This window comes from Colwellia piezophila ATCC BAA-637 (assembly GCF_000378625.1).
GTDB classification, from domain to species: Bacteria; Pseudomonadota; Gammaproteobacteria; order Enterobacterales; family Alteromonadaceae; genus Colwellia; species Colwellia piezophila.
Genome location: NZ_KB905163.1, coordinates 1 through 18,657, shown reverse-complemented (window position 1 = coordinate 18,657; position 18,657 = coordinate 1). Strand labels below are relative to the sequence as shown.

General features: G+C 40.3%; 13 protein-coding genes and 1 tRNA gene. 8 read left to right on the top strand and 6 right to left on the bottom strand.

The window, feature by feature from the left end; genetic code table 11:
* Positions 1 to 29 precede the first annotated feature (29 nt).
* The 4 genes from F580_RS0107465 to folB all read right to left on the bottom strand — a co-directional run bounded on the left by F580_RS0107465 (position 30) and on the right by folB (position 2,734).
* A complete protein-coding gene (locus F580_RS0107465) occupies positions 30 to 872 on the bottom strand; it encodes a tetratricopeptide repeat protein (protein WP_019027085.1) in 843 nt (280 codons plus the stop codon).
* Between the two features lie 118 nt (positions 873 to 990).
* Complete coding sequence (locus F580_RS0107460) at positions 991 to 1,812, bottom strand: undecaprenyl-diphosphate phosphatase (protein WP_019027084.1); 822 nt, start codon at positions 1,810 to 1,812, stop codon at positions 991 to 993.
* A 53-nt stretch (positions 1,813 to 1,865) separates the two neighbouring features.
* Entirely contained in the window at positions 1,866 to 2,363 is a 498-nt protein-coding gene (gene folK / locus F580_RS0107455; protein ID WP_019027083.1) for a 2-amino-4-hydroxy-6-hydroxymethyldihydropteridine diphosphokinase, read from the bottom strand.
* Positions 2,363 to 2,734, bottom strand: coding sequence for a dihydroneopterin aldolase (folB, locus tag F580_RS0107450; protein ID WP_019027082.1), 372 nt, complete (start codon positions 2,732 to 2,734; stop codon positions 2,363 to 2,365). The genes folK and folB overlap by 1 nt, the downstream gene beginning before the upstream one ends.
* 168 nt (positions 2,735 to 2,902) lie before the next feature.
* On the opposite strand from folB, the gene plsY reads away from it, so the two are divergent.
* On the top strand, positions 2,903 to 3,493 hold the full coding sequence (plsY, locus tag F580_RS0107445; protein ID WP_040357059.1) for a glycerol-3-phosphate 1-O-acyltransferase PlsY: 591 nt from the start codon (positions 2,903 to 2,905) through the stop codon (positions 3,491 to 3,493).
* Positions 3,494 to 3,927: 434 nt separating this feature from the next.
* Here the strand turns inward: plsY and tsaD are convergent, their stop codons facing one another.
* A complete protein-coding gene (gene tsaD / locus F580_RS0107440; protein WP_019027080.1) occupies positions 3,928 to 4,989 on the bottom strand; it encodes a tRNA (adenosine(37)-N6)-threonylcarbamoyltransferase complex transferase subunit TsaD in 1,062 nt (353 codons plus the stop codon).
* 289 nt (positions 4,990 to 5,278) lie between these two features.
* Here tsaD and rpsU point away from each other — a divergent pair, with 289 nt between their 5' ends.
* The 6 genes from rpsU to F580_RS0107410 all read left to right on the top strand — a co-directional run bounded on the left by rpsU (position 5,279) and on the right by F580_RS0107410 (position 10,920).
* Complete coding sequence (rpsU, locus tag F580_RS0107435; protein WP_011045067.1) at positions 5,279 to 5,494, top strand: 30S ribosomal protein S21; 216 nt, start codon at positions 5,279 to 5,281, stop codon at positions 5,492 to 5,494.
* Between the two features lie 37 nt (positions 5,495 to 5,531).
* Positions 5,532 to 5,981 (top strand): GatB/YqeY domain-containing protein, encoded by a 450-nt coding sequence (locus tag F580_RS0107430; protein ID WP_019027079.1) that lies wholly within the window; start codon positions 5,532 to 5,534, stop codon positions 5,979 to 5,981.
* Between the two features lie 132 nt (positions 5,982 to 6,113).
* Positions 6,114 to 7,871 (top strand): DNA primase, encoded by a 1,758-nt coding sequence (gene dnaG, locus F580_RS0107425; RefSeq protein ID WP_019027078.1) that lies wholly within the window; start codon positions 6,114 to 6,116, stop codon positions 7,869 to 7,871.
* A gap of 216 nt (positions 7,872 to 8,087) precedes the next feature.
* Complete coding sequence (gene rpoD / locus F580_RS0107420) at positions 8,088 to 9,926, top strand: RNA polymerase sigma factor RpoD (RefSeq protein ID WP_019027077.1); 1,839 nt, start codon at positions 8,088 to 8,090, stop codon at positions 9,924 to 9,926.
* Positions 9,927 to 10,048: 122 nt separating this feature from the next.
* A complete protein-coding gene (locus tag F580_RS0107415) occupies positions 10,049 to 10,666 on the top strand; it encodes an outer membrane beta-barrel protein (protein WP_019027076.1) in 618 nt (205 codons plus the stop codon).
* Positions 10,667 to 10,843: 177 nt separating this feature from the next.
* Positions 10,844 to 10,920, top strand: a tRNA-Ile gene (locus tag F580_RS0107410).
* A gap of 156 nt (positions 10,921 to 11,076) precedes the next feature.
* On the opposite strand, the gene F580_RS0107405 is transcribed toward F580_RS0107410, so the two are convergent.
* Positions 11,077 to 11,325 (bottom strand): hypothetical protein, encoded by a 249-nt coding sequence (locus tag F580_RS0107405; RefSeq protein ID WP_019027075.1) that lies wholly within the window; start codon positions 11,323 to 11,325, stop codon positions 11,077 to 11,079.
* 977 nt (positions 11,326 to 12,302) lie between these two features.
* Here F580_RS0107405 and F580_RS26830 point away from each other — a divergent pair.
* Positions 12,303 to 18,657: thrombospondin type 3 repeat-containing protein (locus F580_RS26830; protein WP_051092059.1), on the top strand; the 6,355-nt coding region annotated here is incomplete at its 3' end.

Here is an 18,657-nt window from a genome sequence, read left to right as displayed (position 1 = left end):
TAAACTTCTGTGTATGCCCTTGATATTGATTAGTACATTAAGGTATATAGTTTTCTACGAAACTTTGCGGCCAGTGGCTCGCCATCAGGTAGCGCTTTCAATATATCGAGAAATAACTCTTTGCTTTTGTCTTTAGTACTTTCATCGCCAGCTTGAACTAAACGAAATAATATTGTTAGCGCCTCTGCTTGACGGTTAACTTGGCTATACTGTGCGGCAAGTTGCTGACTGAGGTTAATATCATCAGGGGTTGCCGCTAATTGTGCTTCTAAGGCTTTAATTTCAGGAGAATTCTCTGCCTGCTCTGCTAGCTCAGCTTTAGCCACTAACGCTTGATAGTCACTATCTTGATCAACCATCATTATGGTATCTAATAATGCTTTTGCTGCCGTTGTTTTTCCCGTTTGTAAGTAAACATCAATTAAGACTAATTTAATGTCTGCACGACTATTATCAATGTTATAGGCTTTGGTGATAGCAGTTTGTGCCTCGGTTAATTGCTCTTCATCAAGAGCATTTTTCGCTTGCCCTAACAATATATCTTCAGCTTTAGGTAAATGCTTATCTAAAAATTCACCTAGGCTAGCATCATCTTGTGGTCCCGAAATACCATCAAGGGGTTGGGCATCTTTTAGTAAGATAGCCGTTGGCAGTCCTTGAATACCAAATTGCTGAGCGATTTGCTCTTGGCTTTCACAGTCAACCGTTGCCAAGCTGATGTAATCATCTAGTCCTGATAGTCTGGCGGCTAGTTTATCTCTAAGTTCAACACTTTCAGGCACTTTTTGCGCCCAAAAGCTGACAAGTACTAATTTGCTTTTTGACGCTTCTACAACCGCTTGTTGAAAGTTATCTAAGGTAATGGCAATCATATTTATTCTCGAGTGTATTGATAGTGATTTTTTAGCTATCGATTTTTCAATCATTGATTTTAAATGATCGATAGCTAAAAATTTATTGGTTGTTTTTCATTCAGACAAGTTAAAGCCGTTACCCTAATATGAACCATAATAAGCCAACACCTAAAATTAAGCGGTAGATAACAAAGGGCATCATCCCTAACTTGTCTAATAAAATAAGAAAGTAGTGAATACAAGCATAGGCACTGACAAAAGCAATAAGGCTTCCTAACCCCATGGCAAACCAGTCGACGGCTTCAGTGGATAAAACTAACTTTAACGTTAAGTAACTTCCCGCCATTGTTATGGCGGGAATAGAAAGTAAAAAGGAAAAACGAGCGGCGTTATCACGGCTTAAACCCAGCATTAAGCCGATGGTCATGGTAATACCTGAGCGAGATGTTCCCGGAATTAAGGCGATAGCTTGTGCTAAACCAATTAACATTGCGCCTTTAAAACCTAGTTTCTCTAGCGGTTTATGTTCAATACGTTTACCCGCTTTAATATCGGCAAAACCTAACAGAAAGCCAAACAGTATAGTTGTCGCGGCAATCACTAGGGCAGAGCGTAAGTGTGCTTCGATAAAATCTTTACCTAACAAGCCAAATAAACCTGCTGGAATGGTGGCAAATAAAATCCACCAGGCAAGTTTACCATCAAAACTTTGCTTACCTTTTTCAGGACCAATACCGACAGTACCGCACCAAGCGACGGCCATGGCACCAACTTCTTTACGAAAATACAATACTACCGCCAATAAAGTGCCAACATGAACAGCGACATCAAAGGCTAAACCCTGATCTTGCCAACCTAATATTTGCGAGGGCAAAATTAAGTGGGCTGAGCTGGAAATAGGTAAAAATTCGGTTAAGCCCTGTAATAAGGCTAAGATGATAATTTCTAGGGTACTCATATATCGTTAGTTATCCTTTAACTTTAGATGTGAAATTTAAATGCGGGGCAACACTACCAGCAATTAGCGACAATGCTAAGTTGTTGGCTGCTTTTATTATAATCTTGCCATAATGTTTGATAGCTTTTTTTTAAAATAGGGTGCTTCAATTGTGGGGCAATTTGACTTAGCGGCCATAAAACAAAAGCATTCTTGGTTATTTCATCACGTGGCAGCTGCGCAGGCTGGTCAATAATTAAATCCTCGTATAATAGTAGATCTAAGTCTAGGGTACGCGGACTAAATTTTTTGGCGTTATGATCACGGCCATGAGAAAACTCAATGGCGCGCAATATTGTCGTCACTTCCTCAACATTGTGCGAACAATTGAGGGCTATTACCATGTTGTAAAAGGTAGGGCCGTGAAAACCGATCGCTTCACATTCAAATAATGAAGATAAAGCTAATTGTTCAAACGGTAGTGAAAACTCTTTCGCCAGAGACAATAGACCTTGTTTTACATAATGTTCACGTTCAATATTACTACCTAGTGAGATATAGATTTGGGCCATTAAAGTGGCTTCTCTGTGGTTTGACAGCCACGTTCTATTTCTACACCAACGGTTTGCGCATTATGTACCGCGCCCGGTTTACCAATGAACAGCTTTAACCAGGGAATATGGTATTGCGTCATTAAAAAGCTTGCCATACGCTCGGCAAGTGTTTCAATTAAGTCAACGGGGTTATCATTGGCAAAGCGCTCTATCGCCACTGAAATGTCAGCATAATCTAAGGTTTTAGCAAGCTCGTCATTTACTGCTGCATTGGCCGTATTCCAACCCATGGCAACATCAATAACCAAGGTTTGTTTTATCTCTTTCTCCCATTGAAAAAAACCAATGGTGGTTTGAATACTTAAACCTTTTATGAACACCTTATCCATGACTTACCTATTATGCTGTGAGAAGACTGTTAGAGAACTATTGCAGTCGCTATGCAATTGTTACACAATAAACAGCGATTTTACCTGCGAAGTGGTAGAAAAACTAGCAGAGATGAAGATAGAATAATAATTCTTCTTTTGTGCTCAATAATGGATTTTCTCATTTAGATGATATTACTCACCCTTTCCATGACAATTTTTGCTTATTTAATAGGCTCTATTTCTAGTGCAATATTGGTGTGTAAATTTTTAGGGTTGCCAGATCCAAGAACGACAGGCTCGAAAAATCCAGGGGCAACCAACGTCTTACGTATAAGTACTAAGTTCACTGCCGCCACAGTATTATTTTTAGATATTCTTAAGGGCACGATACCTGTATGGGGGGCGTATTTTTTAAAGATTGATTCGCTTTACCTAGGCTTTATTGGTATGGCTGCTTGTTTAGGGCATATGTATCCTATATTTTTCAACTTTAAAGGAGGCAAGGCCGTTGCGACGGCTCTGGGGACATTGCTACCAATGGGATTTACATTGGGAGGACTGTTAATTATTACTTGGGTTTTAGTGGTTAAATTGACTAAATACTCTAGTCTAGCGGCCATTATCACTGTCGCTACTGCGCCACTCTTTGTGTACTTATTAAAACCTTTGTATGTTTATCCAACCTTGATGTTGAGCGCGTTAATAATATTTCGCCACCGAGATAATATTAAACGCTTACTTAAAGGGACAGAAAGTAAAATCACCCATAAAATGTAGTCAGTCGCTGTAGTATTAATAGCGGTACCGTCTATTTTAGTTCTCTATATTGAGTGATGAGCTAACCGGTGCTAGTGAATCTAAAGCCCACCTAGGGTTAGCTTTAAAGGTTAAATCCGCATTTATTGCCGCTTTTAAACGTTGCCTTTGATTTTGATAATTGCATAAGCAATCATAGTGCCGACTGTCCTAATCAGAGCGGAGAAAACTCAGGACCGACGGCTTACTCATCTTTTGTTAACTACTTTAATGGAGGAAGTGAATCCAGTGGCCATCTTGGATTAGCTTTGAACGTTCTGACCTTTAGACAGGGCATCTGTTCCCGCTTTTAAACGTTGCCTTTACTTTTGATAATTGCATAAGCAATCATAGCGCCGTTGTCCTAATCAGAGCGTACATAACTCAGGACTGACGGCTTATTCATCTTTTGTTAATTACTTTAATGGCGGAAGTGAATCCAGTGGCCATCTAGGGTTAGCTTTGAACGTTAAATCCGCATCTGTTCCTGCTTTTAATCGTTGCAAACCAGCATACGCAATCATAGCGCCGTTATCGGTACAATATTCAGGGCGAGGATAGAATACACTGCCACCAAGTTTTTTAGTCGTCAGGGCAAGTTTCTCACGTAAAGCAGTATTAGCACTGACACCACCCGCAATCACTAAACGGCTTAATTTCTCTTGTTGTAAGGCGCGCTTACATTTTATCGCTAAGGTATCTATCACAGCTTGTTGAAAAGCATGAGCAATATCTGCGTGTGTCTGTTTTAGTTGTGTTTCAGATAAAGCCGGCTCGATATTAATGCATTCTTTACGTACTAAAACAGCCGCGGCTGTTTTTAAACCACTAAAACTAAAGTCCAAACCGGGTCTGTCTGTCATAGGGCGAGGTAATTTAAAACGTCCGGCTAGACCGCTTTCAGCCATCTTGGCAAGGGCAGGGCCGCCAGGGTAATCTAAACCAAGCAATTTAGCTGTTTTATCAAACGCTTCACCAGCGGCATCATCAACCGACTCACCGAGTAGCTTGTATTCACCAATAGCGTCGACACGAACTAGCATGGTATGGCCACCAGAGACTAATAAAGCGACAAAAGGGAACTCAGGTACATCATCTTCGAGCATAGGAGCTAATAGATGACCTTCCATATGATGTACTGGCACCGCAGGTAAATCCCAGCCATAAGCTAAACTTCGGCCAATAGAGCAACCTACTAGAAGTGCACCGACTAAACCCGGACCCGCGGTATAAGCAACACCGTCTAAATCTTCGGGGGTAAGATTGGCATCGGCTAAAACTTGTTTTATTAAAGGTATAGTCTTACGAACATGGTCTCGTGAGGCCAACTCTGGTACCACGCCGCCATAATCAGCATGCACAGCAATTTGACTATATAAGCGATGAGCAAGTATACCTTGTGGACGATCGCCTTGACCATCATCATAAATGGCAATGCCAGTTTCATCACAAGAAGTTTCAATACCCAAAATACGCATAAATATAGTCTCAAAAAAAGTAGGAATGTTAACTCGTATTTACCTGCTTTAAGCACCATAAATACAAACACGACAATTTTACCGTGTTTGCCAGTTCTGTACCAGCGGATTTAGTCTATTGTTCTTGATATTAGCTAAATTAATCTTTACATTCCTATCTGCTTAGAAGTAGAATACGTCACCAATTTTTAATAGAGTGGGTGTGGATGAGGCAAACATTGCAAATATTTGTATTGTTCAGTCGAAATCAGTCACCAATTTATATAGCTACCCTAAGGTAATAAAGTACATGCCAGTAATTAAAGTAAGAGAAAACGAACCATTTGACGTTGCATTACGTCGTTTTAAACGTTCATGTGAAAAAGCAGGAATCCTTTCAGAAGTTCGTCGTCGCGAATCTTATGAAAAGCCTACTTGGGAACGTAAACGTAAGAAAGCCGCTGCTGTTAAACGTGCTGCGAAAAAAGTTTCTCGTGAGAACGCTCGTCGCGTTCGCATGTACTAAGAATTATCTTAGTATAACTATTCTAAGAGATTGATAGATGTCACTTCTAATACAACTCAAAGATGAAATGAAAATTGCTATGCGAGCCAAAGACAAGTTACGTCTTGGTGTTATTCGCATGGCGCTTTCTGCAATAAAACTAGCAGAAATTGATCACAAAACCGAACCAACAGATGACAATATTATTGCTGTTTTTACCAAAATGGTTAAACAGCGTAAAGAGTCAATTAAAATGTTCAGTGCAGGTGGTCGTGATGAATTGGCAGAAAAAGAAGCAGCTGAAGTCGTTGCTATCGAATTTTTTATGCCACAACCGCTAAGTGCAGAAGAAATTAGTGAATTAATAAGTAAAGCAATTACTGAGTCTGGAGCAGCCACTATGGCTGACATGGGCAAAGTGATGGCGGTGTTAAAACCTTTAATGCAAGGTAAAGCCGACATGGGCGCAGTAAGCGGTCAAGTTAGAGCGGCACTTAATGCATCATAGTTAACACAATATTTAATACATTAAATAAAACCGTAATGGCTTTGGCTGTTACGGTTTTTTTATGATTTTTTTACGAGTATTGTGTAGAATAGTCATGTGATATTTTCCCTTTGACGATGATTTTTAAACATTATGGCTGGACGCATTTCCCGACAATTTATAGATGATTTATTAAGCCGAGCAGATATTGTTGATCTGGTAGATAGTCGAGTGCCGTTAAAAAAAGCCGGCAAAAATTACCAAGCTTGTTGTCCATTTCATAATGAAAAATCCCCCTCCTTTACCGTCAGTCAAGATAAGCAATTCTATCATTGCTTTGGCTGCGGCGAACACGGTAATGCCATTTCCTTTTTGATGGAATTTGATCGTCTCGATTTTGTTGATGCGGTAGAAGAACTTGCTTCTCATTGTGGTATGGACGTAGTTCGAGAGGAAAATACTGCCAGTCCGGCAGAGCAGCGCCGACAGCAACAAGTTTATCAGCAAAAGCAAGATGATTATGAGTTGATGTCGAAAATAAGCCAGTTTTTTCAGCAACAATTGAAAGTGGCTAGCGATAAAGAAACGGCTATTAATTACTTAAAAGGCCGAGGCCTAAGTGGCGAAGTCGTTAAGCGCTTTGGTATAGGCTACATTAGTGATGCATGGGACGGTATGATGAATTCCTTCTCAAATAATGGTCAAGCCAACCAGCAATTGATTGATTTAGGCATGGCTATTGCGGGCGATAAAAAGCGACCTTATGATCGGTTTCGTGGTCGTATCATGTTTCCTATTAGTGATAAACGTGGCCGAGTGATAGGATTTGGCGGCCGAGTATTAGGTGATGCAAAACCTAAATATTTGAACTCTCCTGAAACGCGTATTTACCATAAAGGCCAAGAGCTTTATGGGTTGCATGAAGCGAAACAAGCCAATAAACAACTTAAGCGACTGGTTGTCGTTGAAGGTTATATGGATGTGGTGGCGTTAGCTCAGCATGGCGTAGACTATGCTGTTGCTTCATTAGGCACGGCAACTACCTTTGAGCAGTTACAAACGCTATTTCGTACTGTACCTAATGTGGTGTGTTGTTACGATGGTGATAGAGCAGGGCGAGATGCCGCATGGCGCGCCATGGAAAATTCATTGCCACTAATTCGTGATGGCTTTTCGTTAAAATTTGTTTTTCTCCCCGATGGTGAAGACCCTGATTCATTGATTAGGGCACAAGGGCAACAAGCTTTTGAAGGTATGCTCGATAGTGCCATGCCGTTATCAAAGTTTTTATTTGAACAATTAATGCAACAAGTTGATATGAGCTCTCTTGAAGGGCGGGCGGCTTTAGTTGAATCATTTCAACCCTTTTTAGCTAAGCTTCCTGATAGCATTTTAAAAGATGCCATGCTTAATGAGATAGCGAATAATTTTGGTACGGGTAGTGAGCAGTTTTTAGCTAAATTCACCAAGAATATAAAAGGTGACGTGGTAAAGCCTAAGAAAAAAATCAGCACAAAAGTTACGCCTGTAAGGTTAGCTCTTGCTTTATTGTTAGAGCACCCCCATATAGCAAATAGCTTAGGTGAGATAAGTGTCTTGCAGCCATTAACAGCACCCGGAATACCGTTATTAATGCAGGTGTTAGCTGTTTGTCAGAAAAACCCTGATATTAAATCGGCGCAATTACTTGAATATTTTCGTGGTACAGAACAAGGAACACAATTAGCTAAGTTGATGTGTTGGCAGCATCATGTCGAAGCGGATGCCGCGACCGATGTTTTTCTTGATAGTATTGAAAAGCTACTAAATAACTTTGTTGAGCAACGCGCTGAAGTGTTATTACAAAAAGCACGCGCTGGACAAATGACTGCTGAAGAAAAACAAGAGTTACAAGCAATACTAAACGCTTAACTCCCAGTTTTGACTATACTTAGCAAGCAATAATGAGATTAGAGCCATAATATTGGTTTGAAATTTCACCAAGCGATTAAGACAGGATATTAGCTGGTAACTGTCATGAAAATTCGCTATAATTTCCGGCTTTATTACGCCATTTATTAGCTTTTGCTAATATTTAAGTGCATATTTTACATCCCATATTTATATAATACAGGTGGACACTCGTCAATGGAACAAGCCCCTAAATCTAGACTTAAAGAGTTGATAACCAAAGGCAAAGAACAAGGTTATTTAACATTTGCTCAAGTTAATGATCATCTTCCACAAGACATTATCGACTCTGATCAAGTTGAAGATATCGTTAGTATGATTAACGATATGGGCATTCAAGTATTTGAAAATGCACCTGATCAAGATACCTTGATGATGAGTGAAGGTAATACTGATGAAGATGCAGCCGAAGCTGCAGCTCAAGCACTGGCTACCGTTGAAAGTGAAATTGGTCGTACTACAGACCCTGTTCGTATGTACATGCGTGAAATGGGTACCGTTGAATTGCTTACGCGTAAAGGCGAAATTGTTATCGCTAAGCGTATAGAAGAAGGCATCAGAGAAGTTCAGCGTAGTGTTTCAGAATATCCACCTGCGATAAACTTCTTATTAGACATGTGGGATAACTTTGAAGCGGAAGAACTTCGCTTAACTGATATCATCACTGGCTTTTTAGACCCCGATGCGGAAGAAGAAGTTGCTCCTGCAGCTACACACGTGGGTAGTGAACTGTCAAAAGCAGATCTTGCTGATGAAGATAAGTCAAAACAGGAAGAAGAGGATGAGGAAGAAGAAGATACTGGTCCTTGCCCTGAATTAGCTCGTGAGAAATTTACCGCTTTACGCGAAGCGTATGAGAAAGCAAATAAGATAATAGAGACCAAAGGTCGTGGTCATAACGATGCTCAAGAAGCTATCGATGCCGTAGCTGAAGTCTTTAAAGAATTCCGTTTGATCCCTAAGTTATTTGATAAGTTAGTTAAAAACATGCGCAGCATGATGGACCGATTACGTGTTCAAGAACGTTTGATCATGAAACACTGTGTTGTTGGTGCAAGCATGCCTAAAACAACCTTTATCAAATTATTCCCAGGTAATGAAACCTCAAAAGAATGGTTTGAAGCAGAAAAAGCAGCGGGTAAGCCATATTCAACTAAATTAGTTGATATTGAACTTGATGTTGAACGCTGTATCTACAAACTAAACCTAATTGAAGAAGAAACGTTCCTAAACATACACGGTATTAAAGACATTAACCGTCGTATGTCAATTGGTGAAGCAAAAGCACGTCGTGCTAAGAAAGAAATGGTTGAGGCAAACTTACGTTTAGTTATCTCCATTGCTAAAAAATACACTAACCGTGGTTTACAGTTCCTTGATTTAATTCAAGAAGGTAACATCGGTTTAATGAAGGCCGTTGATAAGTTTGAATACCGTCGTGGTTATAAGTTCTCAACTTATGCAACGTGGTGGATTCGTCAAGCAATTACCCGTTCTATTGCTGACCAAGCGCGTACCATTCGTATTCCAGTACATATGATTGAAACGATTAACAAGCTAAACCGTGTTTCTCGTCAAATGTTACAAGAAATGGGCCGTGAGCCTACGCCAGAAGAATTAGCTGAACGCATGGTAATGCCGGAAGATAAAATTCGTAAAGTATTGAAAATTGCTAAAGAGCCAATTTCAATGGAAACGCCAATCGGAGATGATGAAGATTCACACTTAGGTGACTTTATTGAAGATGGCAGTGGTGAACTTCCAGTTGATTCAGCGACTTCAGAGAACCTTAAAGGCGCTACTCATGAAGTACTTGCCGGCTTAACGGCTCGTGAAGCTAAAGTACTGAGAATGCGTTTTGGTATTGATATGAATACTGACCATACTTTGGAAGAAGTAGGTAAGCAATTTGATGTTACACGTGAACGTATTCGTCAAATTGAAGCTAAAGCGTTACGTAAATTACGTCACCCATCTCGTTCAGAGCAGCTTAAAAGCTTCTTAGATGGTGAGTAAATAGTAAGAATTTAAAATAGTATTTTAAATTCTGTTTTAAATAGACATTAAAAAGAGTAAGTTAGTTATACCAGTAGGTATAATTAGCTTACTCTTTTTTGCTTTTACCCTAAGGAACTTTTATGCGCGTTATTGTCACTCTCGTTTGTATACTTGCCATCATCTCTACGCCCTCAGTGGCCAAACAAGCACTAAACTTTGAGATTACCCCACTCATCGGCTATCGCTTTGGTGGTGACTTTGATACCACTACAGATAAAGTGTATAACCGCATAGAATTAAGTGATGACACCAGTTACGGCTTATTAACCGCTTGGTCCTTTGATCGTCAGCGACAAGGTGAATTTTTAATAAGTCATTACAATACACGTTTCTCACAAGCTGATGACTTCTCTGCGAGTAATACCGGCCTTGGTATCACCTATGCACACATCGGCGGTAATGTACCTATTACTGAGGGGCCAATACCTATTTATGTCGCAGGTGGTTTTGGTTTAACTCACCTTGACCCGAAAGACAATCAAATGAGTAATGAAACACGTTTCTCTGTGAATATTGGCTTAGCGAGTAAAATAGCACTAAGTGAACGTCTTAGCTTAAGATTAGACAGCCGCTTATATGGCACCTTCTTTAACTCAAACAGTGCCATATTTTGTGAACTTGAAACTTGTGCAATATATATATCAAGTGATATTTGGTTTCAAACTGAAGTGAGTATTGGGCTTACTTACCGATTTTAGTGTTCGGTGAAGCTAAATTGTTTGATAAGTGAGCTGTCAGTGAAAAAAATGCAATTATTTAAAGTTCATTAGGTGACAACAAAATAAAAAATGCTTATACTGCACGCGCTTTATTGGTTTACTCTTTTGATTAGACTGATTAACGCGTAGAACACCCTAGGCCAAATATGTGAAAATGGGCCTTTAGCTCAGTTGGTTAGAGCATCCGACTCATAATCGGCAGGTCCCCAGTTCAAGTCTGGGAAGGCCCACCATTTTCATCATGTAGTACAACCATTTAGGCCGATTTAGACAAAGCTTAATTCCCCTATTTCAAAGTTCCGGTCCATGGCTGATATCAAATTTTCAAGTGTTGCCCAAATCTCGACGACGAGGACAACAACGAACTTGAAAAATAATTTGTTAATTACCTAACATTTAGAAACTCTTTGATTTTGATAAATGATTATCCGTTCGCCTTTTTTTTTGCTGATAACCTGGTATCGTCGAGTGACTTTGCCATTCTTTGAGGTGTTAACCCAAAGACAAGCGCCATGTCTTAAAGCTTCTAATGTCGATTTTCCACTTATATTACCTACCTGTTTCCAGCCACCAAGGGCATATGACTTGATAGGGAAACTTAACAAGAGCAAAAGCATAATCATGCTGGCAATTTTCATAACTCTCTCCATGTGTTATTAATATGGTTATATTTTACGGAATATCACTTTTAACAATATAAGACCTTTTTTACTTGCAAGCAAGTCCAAAACACCCTTTAAATCCAGATAAAATAGTGGTTTCAAGGTGTTTCCATGTCCAAGTAGAACCAAGCAAACTTCACACTATCCAACGTTTAATATACCATCGGTTGTACCAACCACATATTTTATCTTTTCATTGGTACATCATGGCAAAACAAATTACTCCTTTAGCAAATACATAAGTTAAACAAGCTAAGATTAAAGACAAAGAATATACTTTAGCCGATGGTGGGGAAGACACCATTTTCATCTCATTGAGCGTGGGCTGTTTCTCATCAAATTCCATGCTGCTATATATATCTGCTATATTTCATCATTAGATTTAATCACCGTTGTTTGAAATAAACCGACTATCAAAATTAATGTGTCTACGCAATATAGCGAACACTATACAAGAACGAAATAATTAACTAGATTCTAGGCCTATTTAAATACTCGTCAACTCGACAAAATAGCATTTATTATTTCTCATACACCCACTAAATTTTTCATTTATTTCGGGGGGTGGGGCATTCAATATGCCAAAAATCCATAGGTCTCATGCCTTTTTCTATCACTTAATTAATCCGAGAAGACCCATGTTTAGTGAACAACTAATTTTCATCAACCATTAGTGATCGCTCAAATTTTAATGGGAACCTAAATAAACCCCATCTTTTATTCAAGTAATTCTTATATAGGCCTAACCCGCTAGTCACAGTCACTATAAAACGTAAAGTATAAAATAGATTATTGAACACATACTGTTAAATGTAATTAAGTGTAACGTTTATGGTTGATTTTTGATCAGGAAACGCCTACATTATTTTATTATAAAAAAAATGTAAAGATTCGAATGTACCTTGCATTTAAAAAATAAATACAAAAAATAACAAACAAAGGGACTTATCACTATGCTCACCCTGCACAATGCTATCTCTAAATATGTCAAAATTTTATTCCTTATTCTATCAGTAACCTTTATTTATGGTTGTCACAGCGATTTGGAGCCACCACCTGATCCTATTATTATACCCGAACCTGAGCCAGAGCCAGAGCCCGAACCTGAGCCTGAGCCCGACCCTGACACATTAACGATTGTTGGTAGTGGTGTAAAAGGACCTTTGGCTGCCGCTAATGTTACCGTTTATACCATAAACCCTGACAATGAAAACTTCCTTGGTACGATTGTCGGTACCGGTAATACCGATGAGTCAGCTCAAATAGAAAATCTATCTCTGCCTTTTCCTCTCTCTCCTCCTTATATTCTAGAATTCAGTGCTACAGAAGGCACGACAGATATTACCACCGGCCAATATCCGGTTATTGAAGTCATGAAAACTCTATTAACGGATGAGATGTTATCAAATGGTCAGCAAATATTTGCTACTCCATTAACAGATATGACCGTTTCGCTTATTTTTAAAAATGCCGATTCAAATGTCGTACCATATACTGGAAACAATGATGGTACAGTTACGAATACTGAGATTTTAGCGGCAATCCCCATTGCACAAGAGCAAGTAAAATCCACCCTTGGTTTTGGTCTGGGCGACGATGTCGATCTTTTCAATACCCCGCCACTGATTAATGAAAATTCCGAGTCAGCTGAAGAACAAGCTTCAACTACTGCTTATCGAAGTGCGGTAGAAGCGTTAACTGCCGTGGTTTATCAAATTAAACAATTGAGTGGTGATTCAGATATTACCACTGATAGCATTATTGATGATTTAGCCGCCGATTTGTCTGATGGCACAATTGATGGTGCAGTAGATGGTGTCGAAACGCCTAGTTATCCTACAACGGCTTTGGAAATATTTGAGCAAGACCCTGCAACATTACCGATTCCCAATGATCCCGAAGGCAGAACGGTAAGTGATGTAAAAGAACTCATCCTTGAAGAAATGGCACAAACGGGTAATACCGCAACCGACACCACAGCTTTTGAAGCGAGTGAAGAAGTTATTGAGCTTTCACCTGCAGTAACTTCTCCCGATATTGATGGTGATGGTGTTTTAAACTCTCAAGATGCTTATCCGGAAGATGCCGCAGCAGATAGTGACTTTGACCAAGATGGCATGCCCGATGTAGCTTATATTGTTGTCGACGGTGTTCGGACCACAACCATTGATACGGAACGCTCAGATAATGATGATGATAATGATGGTGTCAATGATGACAGCGATGCTTTCCCATTCGATGCTACAGAAACCACAGATACCGATTTAGACGGTATAGGCAATAACGCCGATACCGATGATGATAATGATGGCGTATTAGATGATGCCGATGATTTTCCATTAGATAGCACACGCTCCAATGCAATAGATGAAGACAACGATAATTGGCCTGTTGGCCAAGATCCCAATGACAGTGATGCCAATAATCCAGGTATTGACTTCATTGACACCGATGGCGACGGTCAAGCTGATATCGGTGGCTTAGCCCCCGATAATGATGATGATAATGATGGCGTAGTCGATGTTGATGATGTCTTCCCGTTAGACGCTAGTGAGTCAAAAGATCTGGATATGGATGGTATTGGTGATAATAGCGATACCGATATTGATGGAGATAATGTTGCCAATGCGGATGACTTATTTCCTTTTGACGGTTTAGCCTCAATAGATACCGATAAAGATGGTATTGCCAATTACTACGATATTGATGACGACGGCGATAGTTTAGCCGATGAAACTGAAATGTTATTGGGCACAGACCCATTAAAAAATGATACCGATGGTGATGGTGTATTTGATAATGTTGATGCCTTACCTCTTGACCCATCTGAGCGTTTTGATACCGATAAAGATAGCGTGGGTAATAATACCGATAACTGTCCTTTAATTGCCAATACCTTCCAAGTGAACTCTGATGACGATGCTTTTGGTGATGCTTGTGATACCGACGATGATAACGATGGTGTGCTTGATGCGGACGATGACTTCCCATTAGATGCAACTAAGTTTGATGCAGTTGATGCCGATAACGATGGTTGGCCCACCGAGCAAGACCCTGATGATAATGACCCTGCTGTACCAAGTGAAACATTTGTCGATACCGATGGTGATGGTCTTGCCGATAGCGGCGGTTTAACACCCGACAATGATGATGATAATGATGGTGTTCTTGATGTTGACGATGCCTTTGTACTTGATATCAATGAATGGTTAGATTCCGATTTAGATGGTATAGGTAACAATGCCGATCTTGACGATGATAACGATCAATACTCTGATATTGACGAACTATCGGTAAATTCAGACCCTCTTGATGCAAGTAGTAATCCAGCTGATTTTGATGGTGATTTTATTGCTGATGTTAGTGATGATGACATCGATAATGATGGGGTATTAAATACTAATGATGCCTTTGACTATGACGCTTCTGAAAGTGTAGATACCGACTTAGATGGCGTAGGCGATAACGCTGATGCCTTCCCTAATGATGCCACAGAAACTGTGGATTCTGACGAGGATGGTGTAGGTGATAACGCTGATGTATTCCCGACTGATGCAACTGAAACAGCAGATTCTGACAAAGATGGCGTAGGTGATAACGCTGATGCCTTCCCGAATGATGCCACAGAAACGATAGATTCTGATAAAGATGGTGTCGGTGATAACACTGATGTATTCCCGAATGATGCCACAGAAACTATGGACTCGGACGAAGATGGTGTCGGCGATAACGCTGATGACTTCCCTAATGATGCCACAGAAACGATAGATTCTGATAAAGATGGTGTCGGTGATAACACTGATGTATTCCCGAATGATGCCACAGAAACTATGGACTCGGACAAAGATGGTGTCGGTGATAATGCTGATGTCTTCCCGAATGATGCCACAGAAACGATGGACTCGGACGAAGATGGTGTCGGTGATAATGCTGATGCCTTCCCTCATGATGCCACAGAAACGATGGACTCGGACGAAGATGGCGTAGGTGATAATGCTGATGCATTCCCGAATGATGCGACCGAAACGATGGATTCTGATGAAGATGGTGTGGGCGATAATGCTGATGCCTTCCCTGATGATTCTACAGAAACGATGGATTCTGATGAAGATGGTGTCGGTGATAATGCCGATGCATTCCCTGAAGATGCTACGGAAACTGTAGATACTGATGGCGACACTATAGGTAACAATGCTGATAATTGTCCTGCGATAGCAAATGAAGATCAATTAGATACTGATAATAATGGTGTCGGCGACGCTTGTGATGGCTATAGCTTTGATTTGAATGATCGTTGGTTGATCGAACAACAATACACGCAAACAGGTATTGAAGGTCAATGTCAGCCAGAACCTGTGGAAGCCGATATTGTAGTTATAACTATGAATACTCCAGATCTTCACATTGTCGGCCAAGAAAATGCTGGTATTGAAGGAGAAGGAATCAATGGCACAATCAATTCAGATGGAACATTCTCATTTAACGATGGCTCGTTTGTGTCAACAGATGGCGTTTATGATGCCAACACTGACTCTTTAACATTCTCTTTTAGCGAATTTGATGATGAAGAAAACTGTACCGAAGTTGGCAATATTTACGCGACTCGTATAACCCAAGTAAATGAACAAGCAGCGATGGCTAGTGGCGTTAGCTGGTTCGAAGGTGATATTGAAGAAGAAAACGGTGAAATCAGCGAAGTTTTCTTCGATAAAGGCGATCTAATTGATAGCCAAGAAGAAGTTATTTACTACTATGATTCAGAAAGCTCAGCTTGGGTTGTTGAAAATGAATCTAGTGAAGATATGTTGGTAACTGACCAAGGTATAGTCATAGGCTCAGACCTATTAACTGCCTCAGGTTATGTTGCAGATGGTGAAACCTTAGTCTTATCTGACAATAATGAAACCCTACACTTAGACTTTGAAGAACTCAGCCTTGAAGGTTATTCAATGGTCGGTATTCTTGGCGAAGAGTTTTCGTTAGTAATGGCTGAGTCGGATACATTCTCTGCTAACGCAACAGGATATTTCACTAGTGTCACTGCCGCGAATGATACTTACGAGTTCTGGTGTGATGATAATTGGGCCGAATGGTTTGTTGATAATTTAATTTGTGATAATGCTATACCAATTAGTTGGGACCCTGGGTTTACTCCAGCAGAAACAATGAATGATGTTGTTCTATCAACTGGTACTTCTGCGAATGATTTTTACGCAGGTACTTGGATTGGTGGCGATGAATATGGTTCTATGCAAGCATATTTTTCCTCAGATGATGGCACGATTAACGGTGCTAACTTAAGCGCTGTATTTGTAGAACGTTCGCATGAAGGAAACTCTGAAATAGTTGCTCAAGTTGCGGTAACAACCGCGCAAGTTGGCGCTAATACGGTTTATCGTTTCACTGTACCTGATGCTATCAATGAACAATATGATAGGGAACAAGACGAAGCTCATATGTTCCTAATCGAAGATAGTGAGACCGAAGTGGGTCAATCAATTGTTCGACGTGGTCATTACGTACCCGCAGGCTCGGCATTAGAAACTGTTGTACTATTTGATGCAACGGCTAAGGCTGAAATTGAAGCCGCGTTTAATTATGTTGATACTGACGGTGATTTCATTCCTGATTCGGTAGACCCAGATCAAGATGGCGATGGCGTAGCTAATGATGAAGATGCCTTCCCATTAGATGATAATGAATGGTCAGATTTGGACGGTGATGGTATTGGTGATAATGCCGATACTGATCGAGATGGTGACGGTGTCGATAACGACCTTGATATCGCCCCAGATGATGCCGAGATTAACTCAGTAATGACATTTACTTCGACCGAATTAAAAGCGAATTATATTCACTTAGCAGAGAGTGAAGGAGCTGAGCCAAGTATTAGATTAGGTACAACTTCAGGTGGTCAATATACCTTTAATAATGGTAATGGTGAGCATATATCTTCGGCAGGAACAACATCATTCAGTTATATACAAGCAAACGATGAGCTAGTGATGACCTTGGATGCTCCAATTGAAGCAACCACCTATTTAACTGCGTATGAATTGGCGGATAGTGGCGTTGTTACTCAACAAGTTGCAGATGATTTTGTCAATGCAAATGGTGAGTATCAGCTTGAAATCTTGTACACAGTAACGTCGAGAAAATGGCAGTTGGCAGTCGATGCCGGTACAGAGCAAACCTTGTGGGTGACCTCTACCACAGAGTACCGCTTTACCCAAGAATGGGAACAAGAACAGTTAGTAGGCTTAGATAACCCGGTCACTAGCGTAGATGATTCTGACTCTTTGAAATTAGTAGATTTGTCATCAATGGTCGCAATCGACTTTATTGAAAGTGAAATTGCCGATAGCAGTTGGGCAATGCCTTCAAACTTGGATGAGTTTTTTGATGATGCGCAATGGCGTTTGGCAGCTGATGTTGCTGAATTTGTTGCTGATTACAGTGCCAGTAACTTGATTAGTCAAACCGGCTTTACTTGGTCATTGAACAATGGCTCATTAGAAATGGTGTATCCAAATGGCGGAACAGTCACGCTAACTCGTTATCAAGACTTTGCCCAAATTGATGAAGTATTAGTGGTCACTGAAAACAACGGCATTAAGACCAGCTCCTATCAACTGATTGCGCCAATGAGTGATGCTACGCTTGACCCATTAATGAATAACTTTGCCCAAAACGGTTTCAGCTTAACTAACCCTGATGCGTTTGATGATGAAGGTAACTTCGATCCAAATGAGATATTTGGTTATCGTTTACAAGATGATGGTACCGCGACCCGAGTATGGGGTGCAAATGCTGACTTATCGAATTACGGTGCAAGATGGGATAGATGGCAGTTGAACTGGGGAGACTTGAACTCTGCTGAGATGACCGCGTACATGGATGCTAATGGAAATTGGCATGCCGATTGTAACCCAGATGACTGGGATTGTAGTCCAGTGCGCAAACGAATATGGGTTCCTATTCAACAAGTGGGTAATCGAGTTTATGTCATTGAGTATGAAGAACGAAATAGCGAAGCCTGGAATTATGGTTCCGAGCCTATCTGGTATATGGCTATCACTCCACGTATTCAATTCTATGAAGCTACAGATATTGGCTTAGATTCAGATTCTGATGGCATTATTGATAGCCTTGATGATGATATGGATAACGATGGTTTCACCAATGATATTGATGCGTTTGTGTTTGATGCCAGTGAATGGGCCGATGGTGATATGGATGGTATCGGTGATAACTCTGATTGGGATTTGGATAACGACGGTGTTGATAACGACAACGATGTATTCCCAT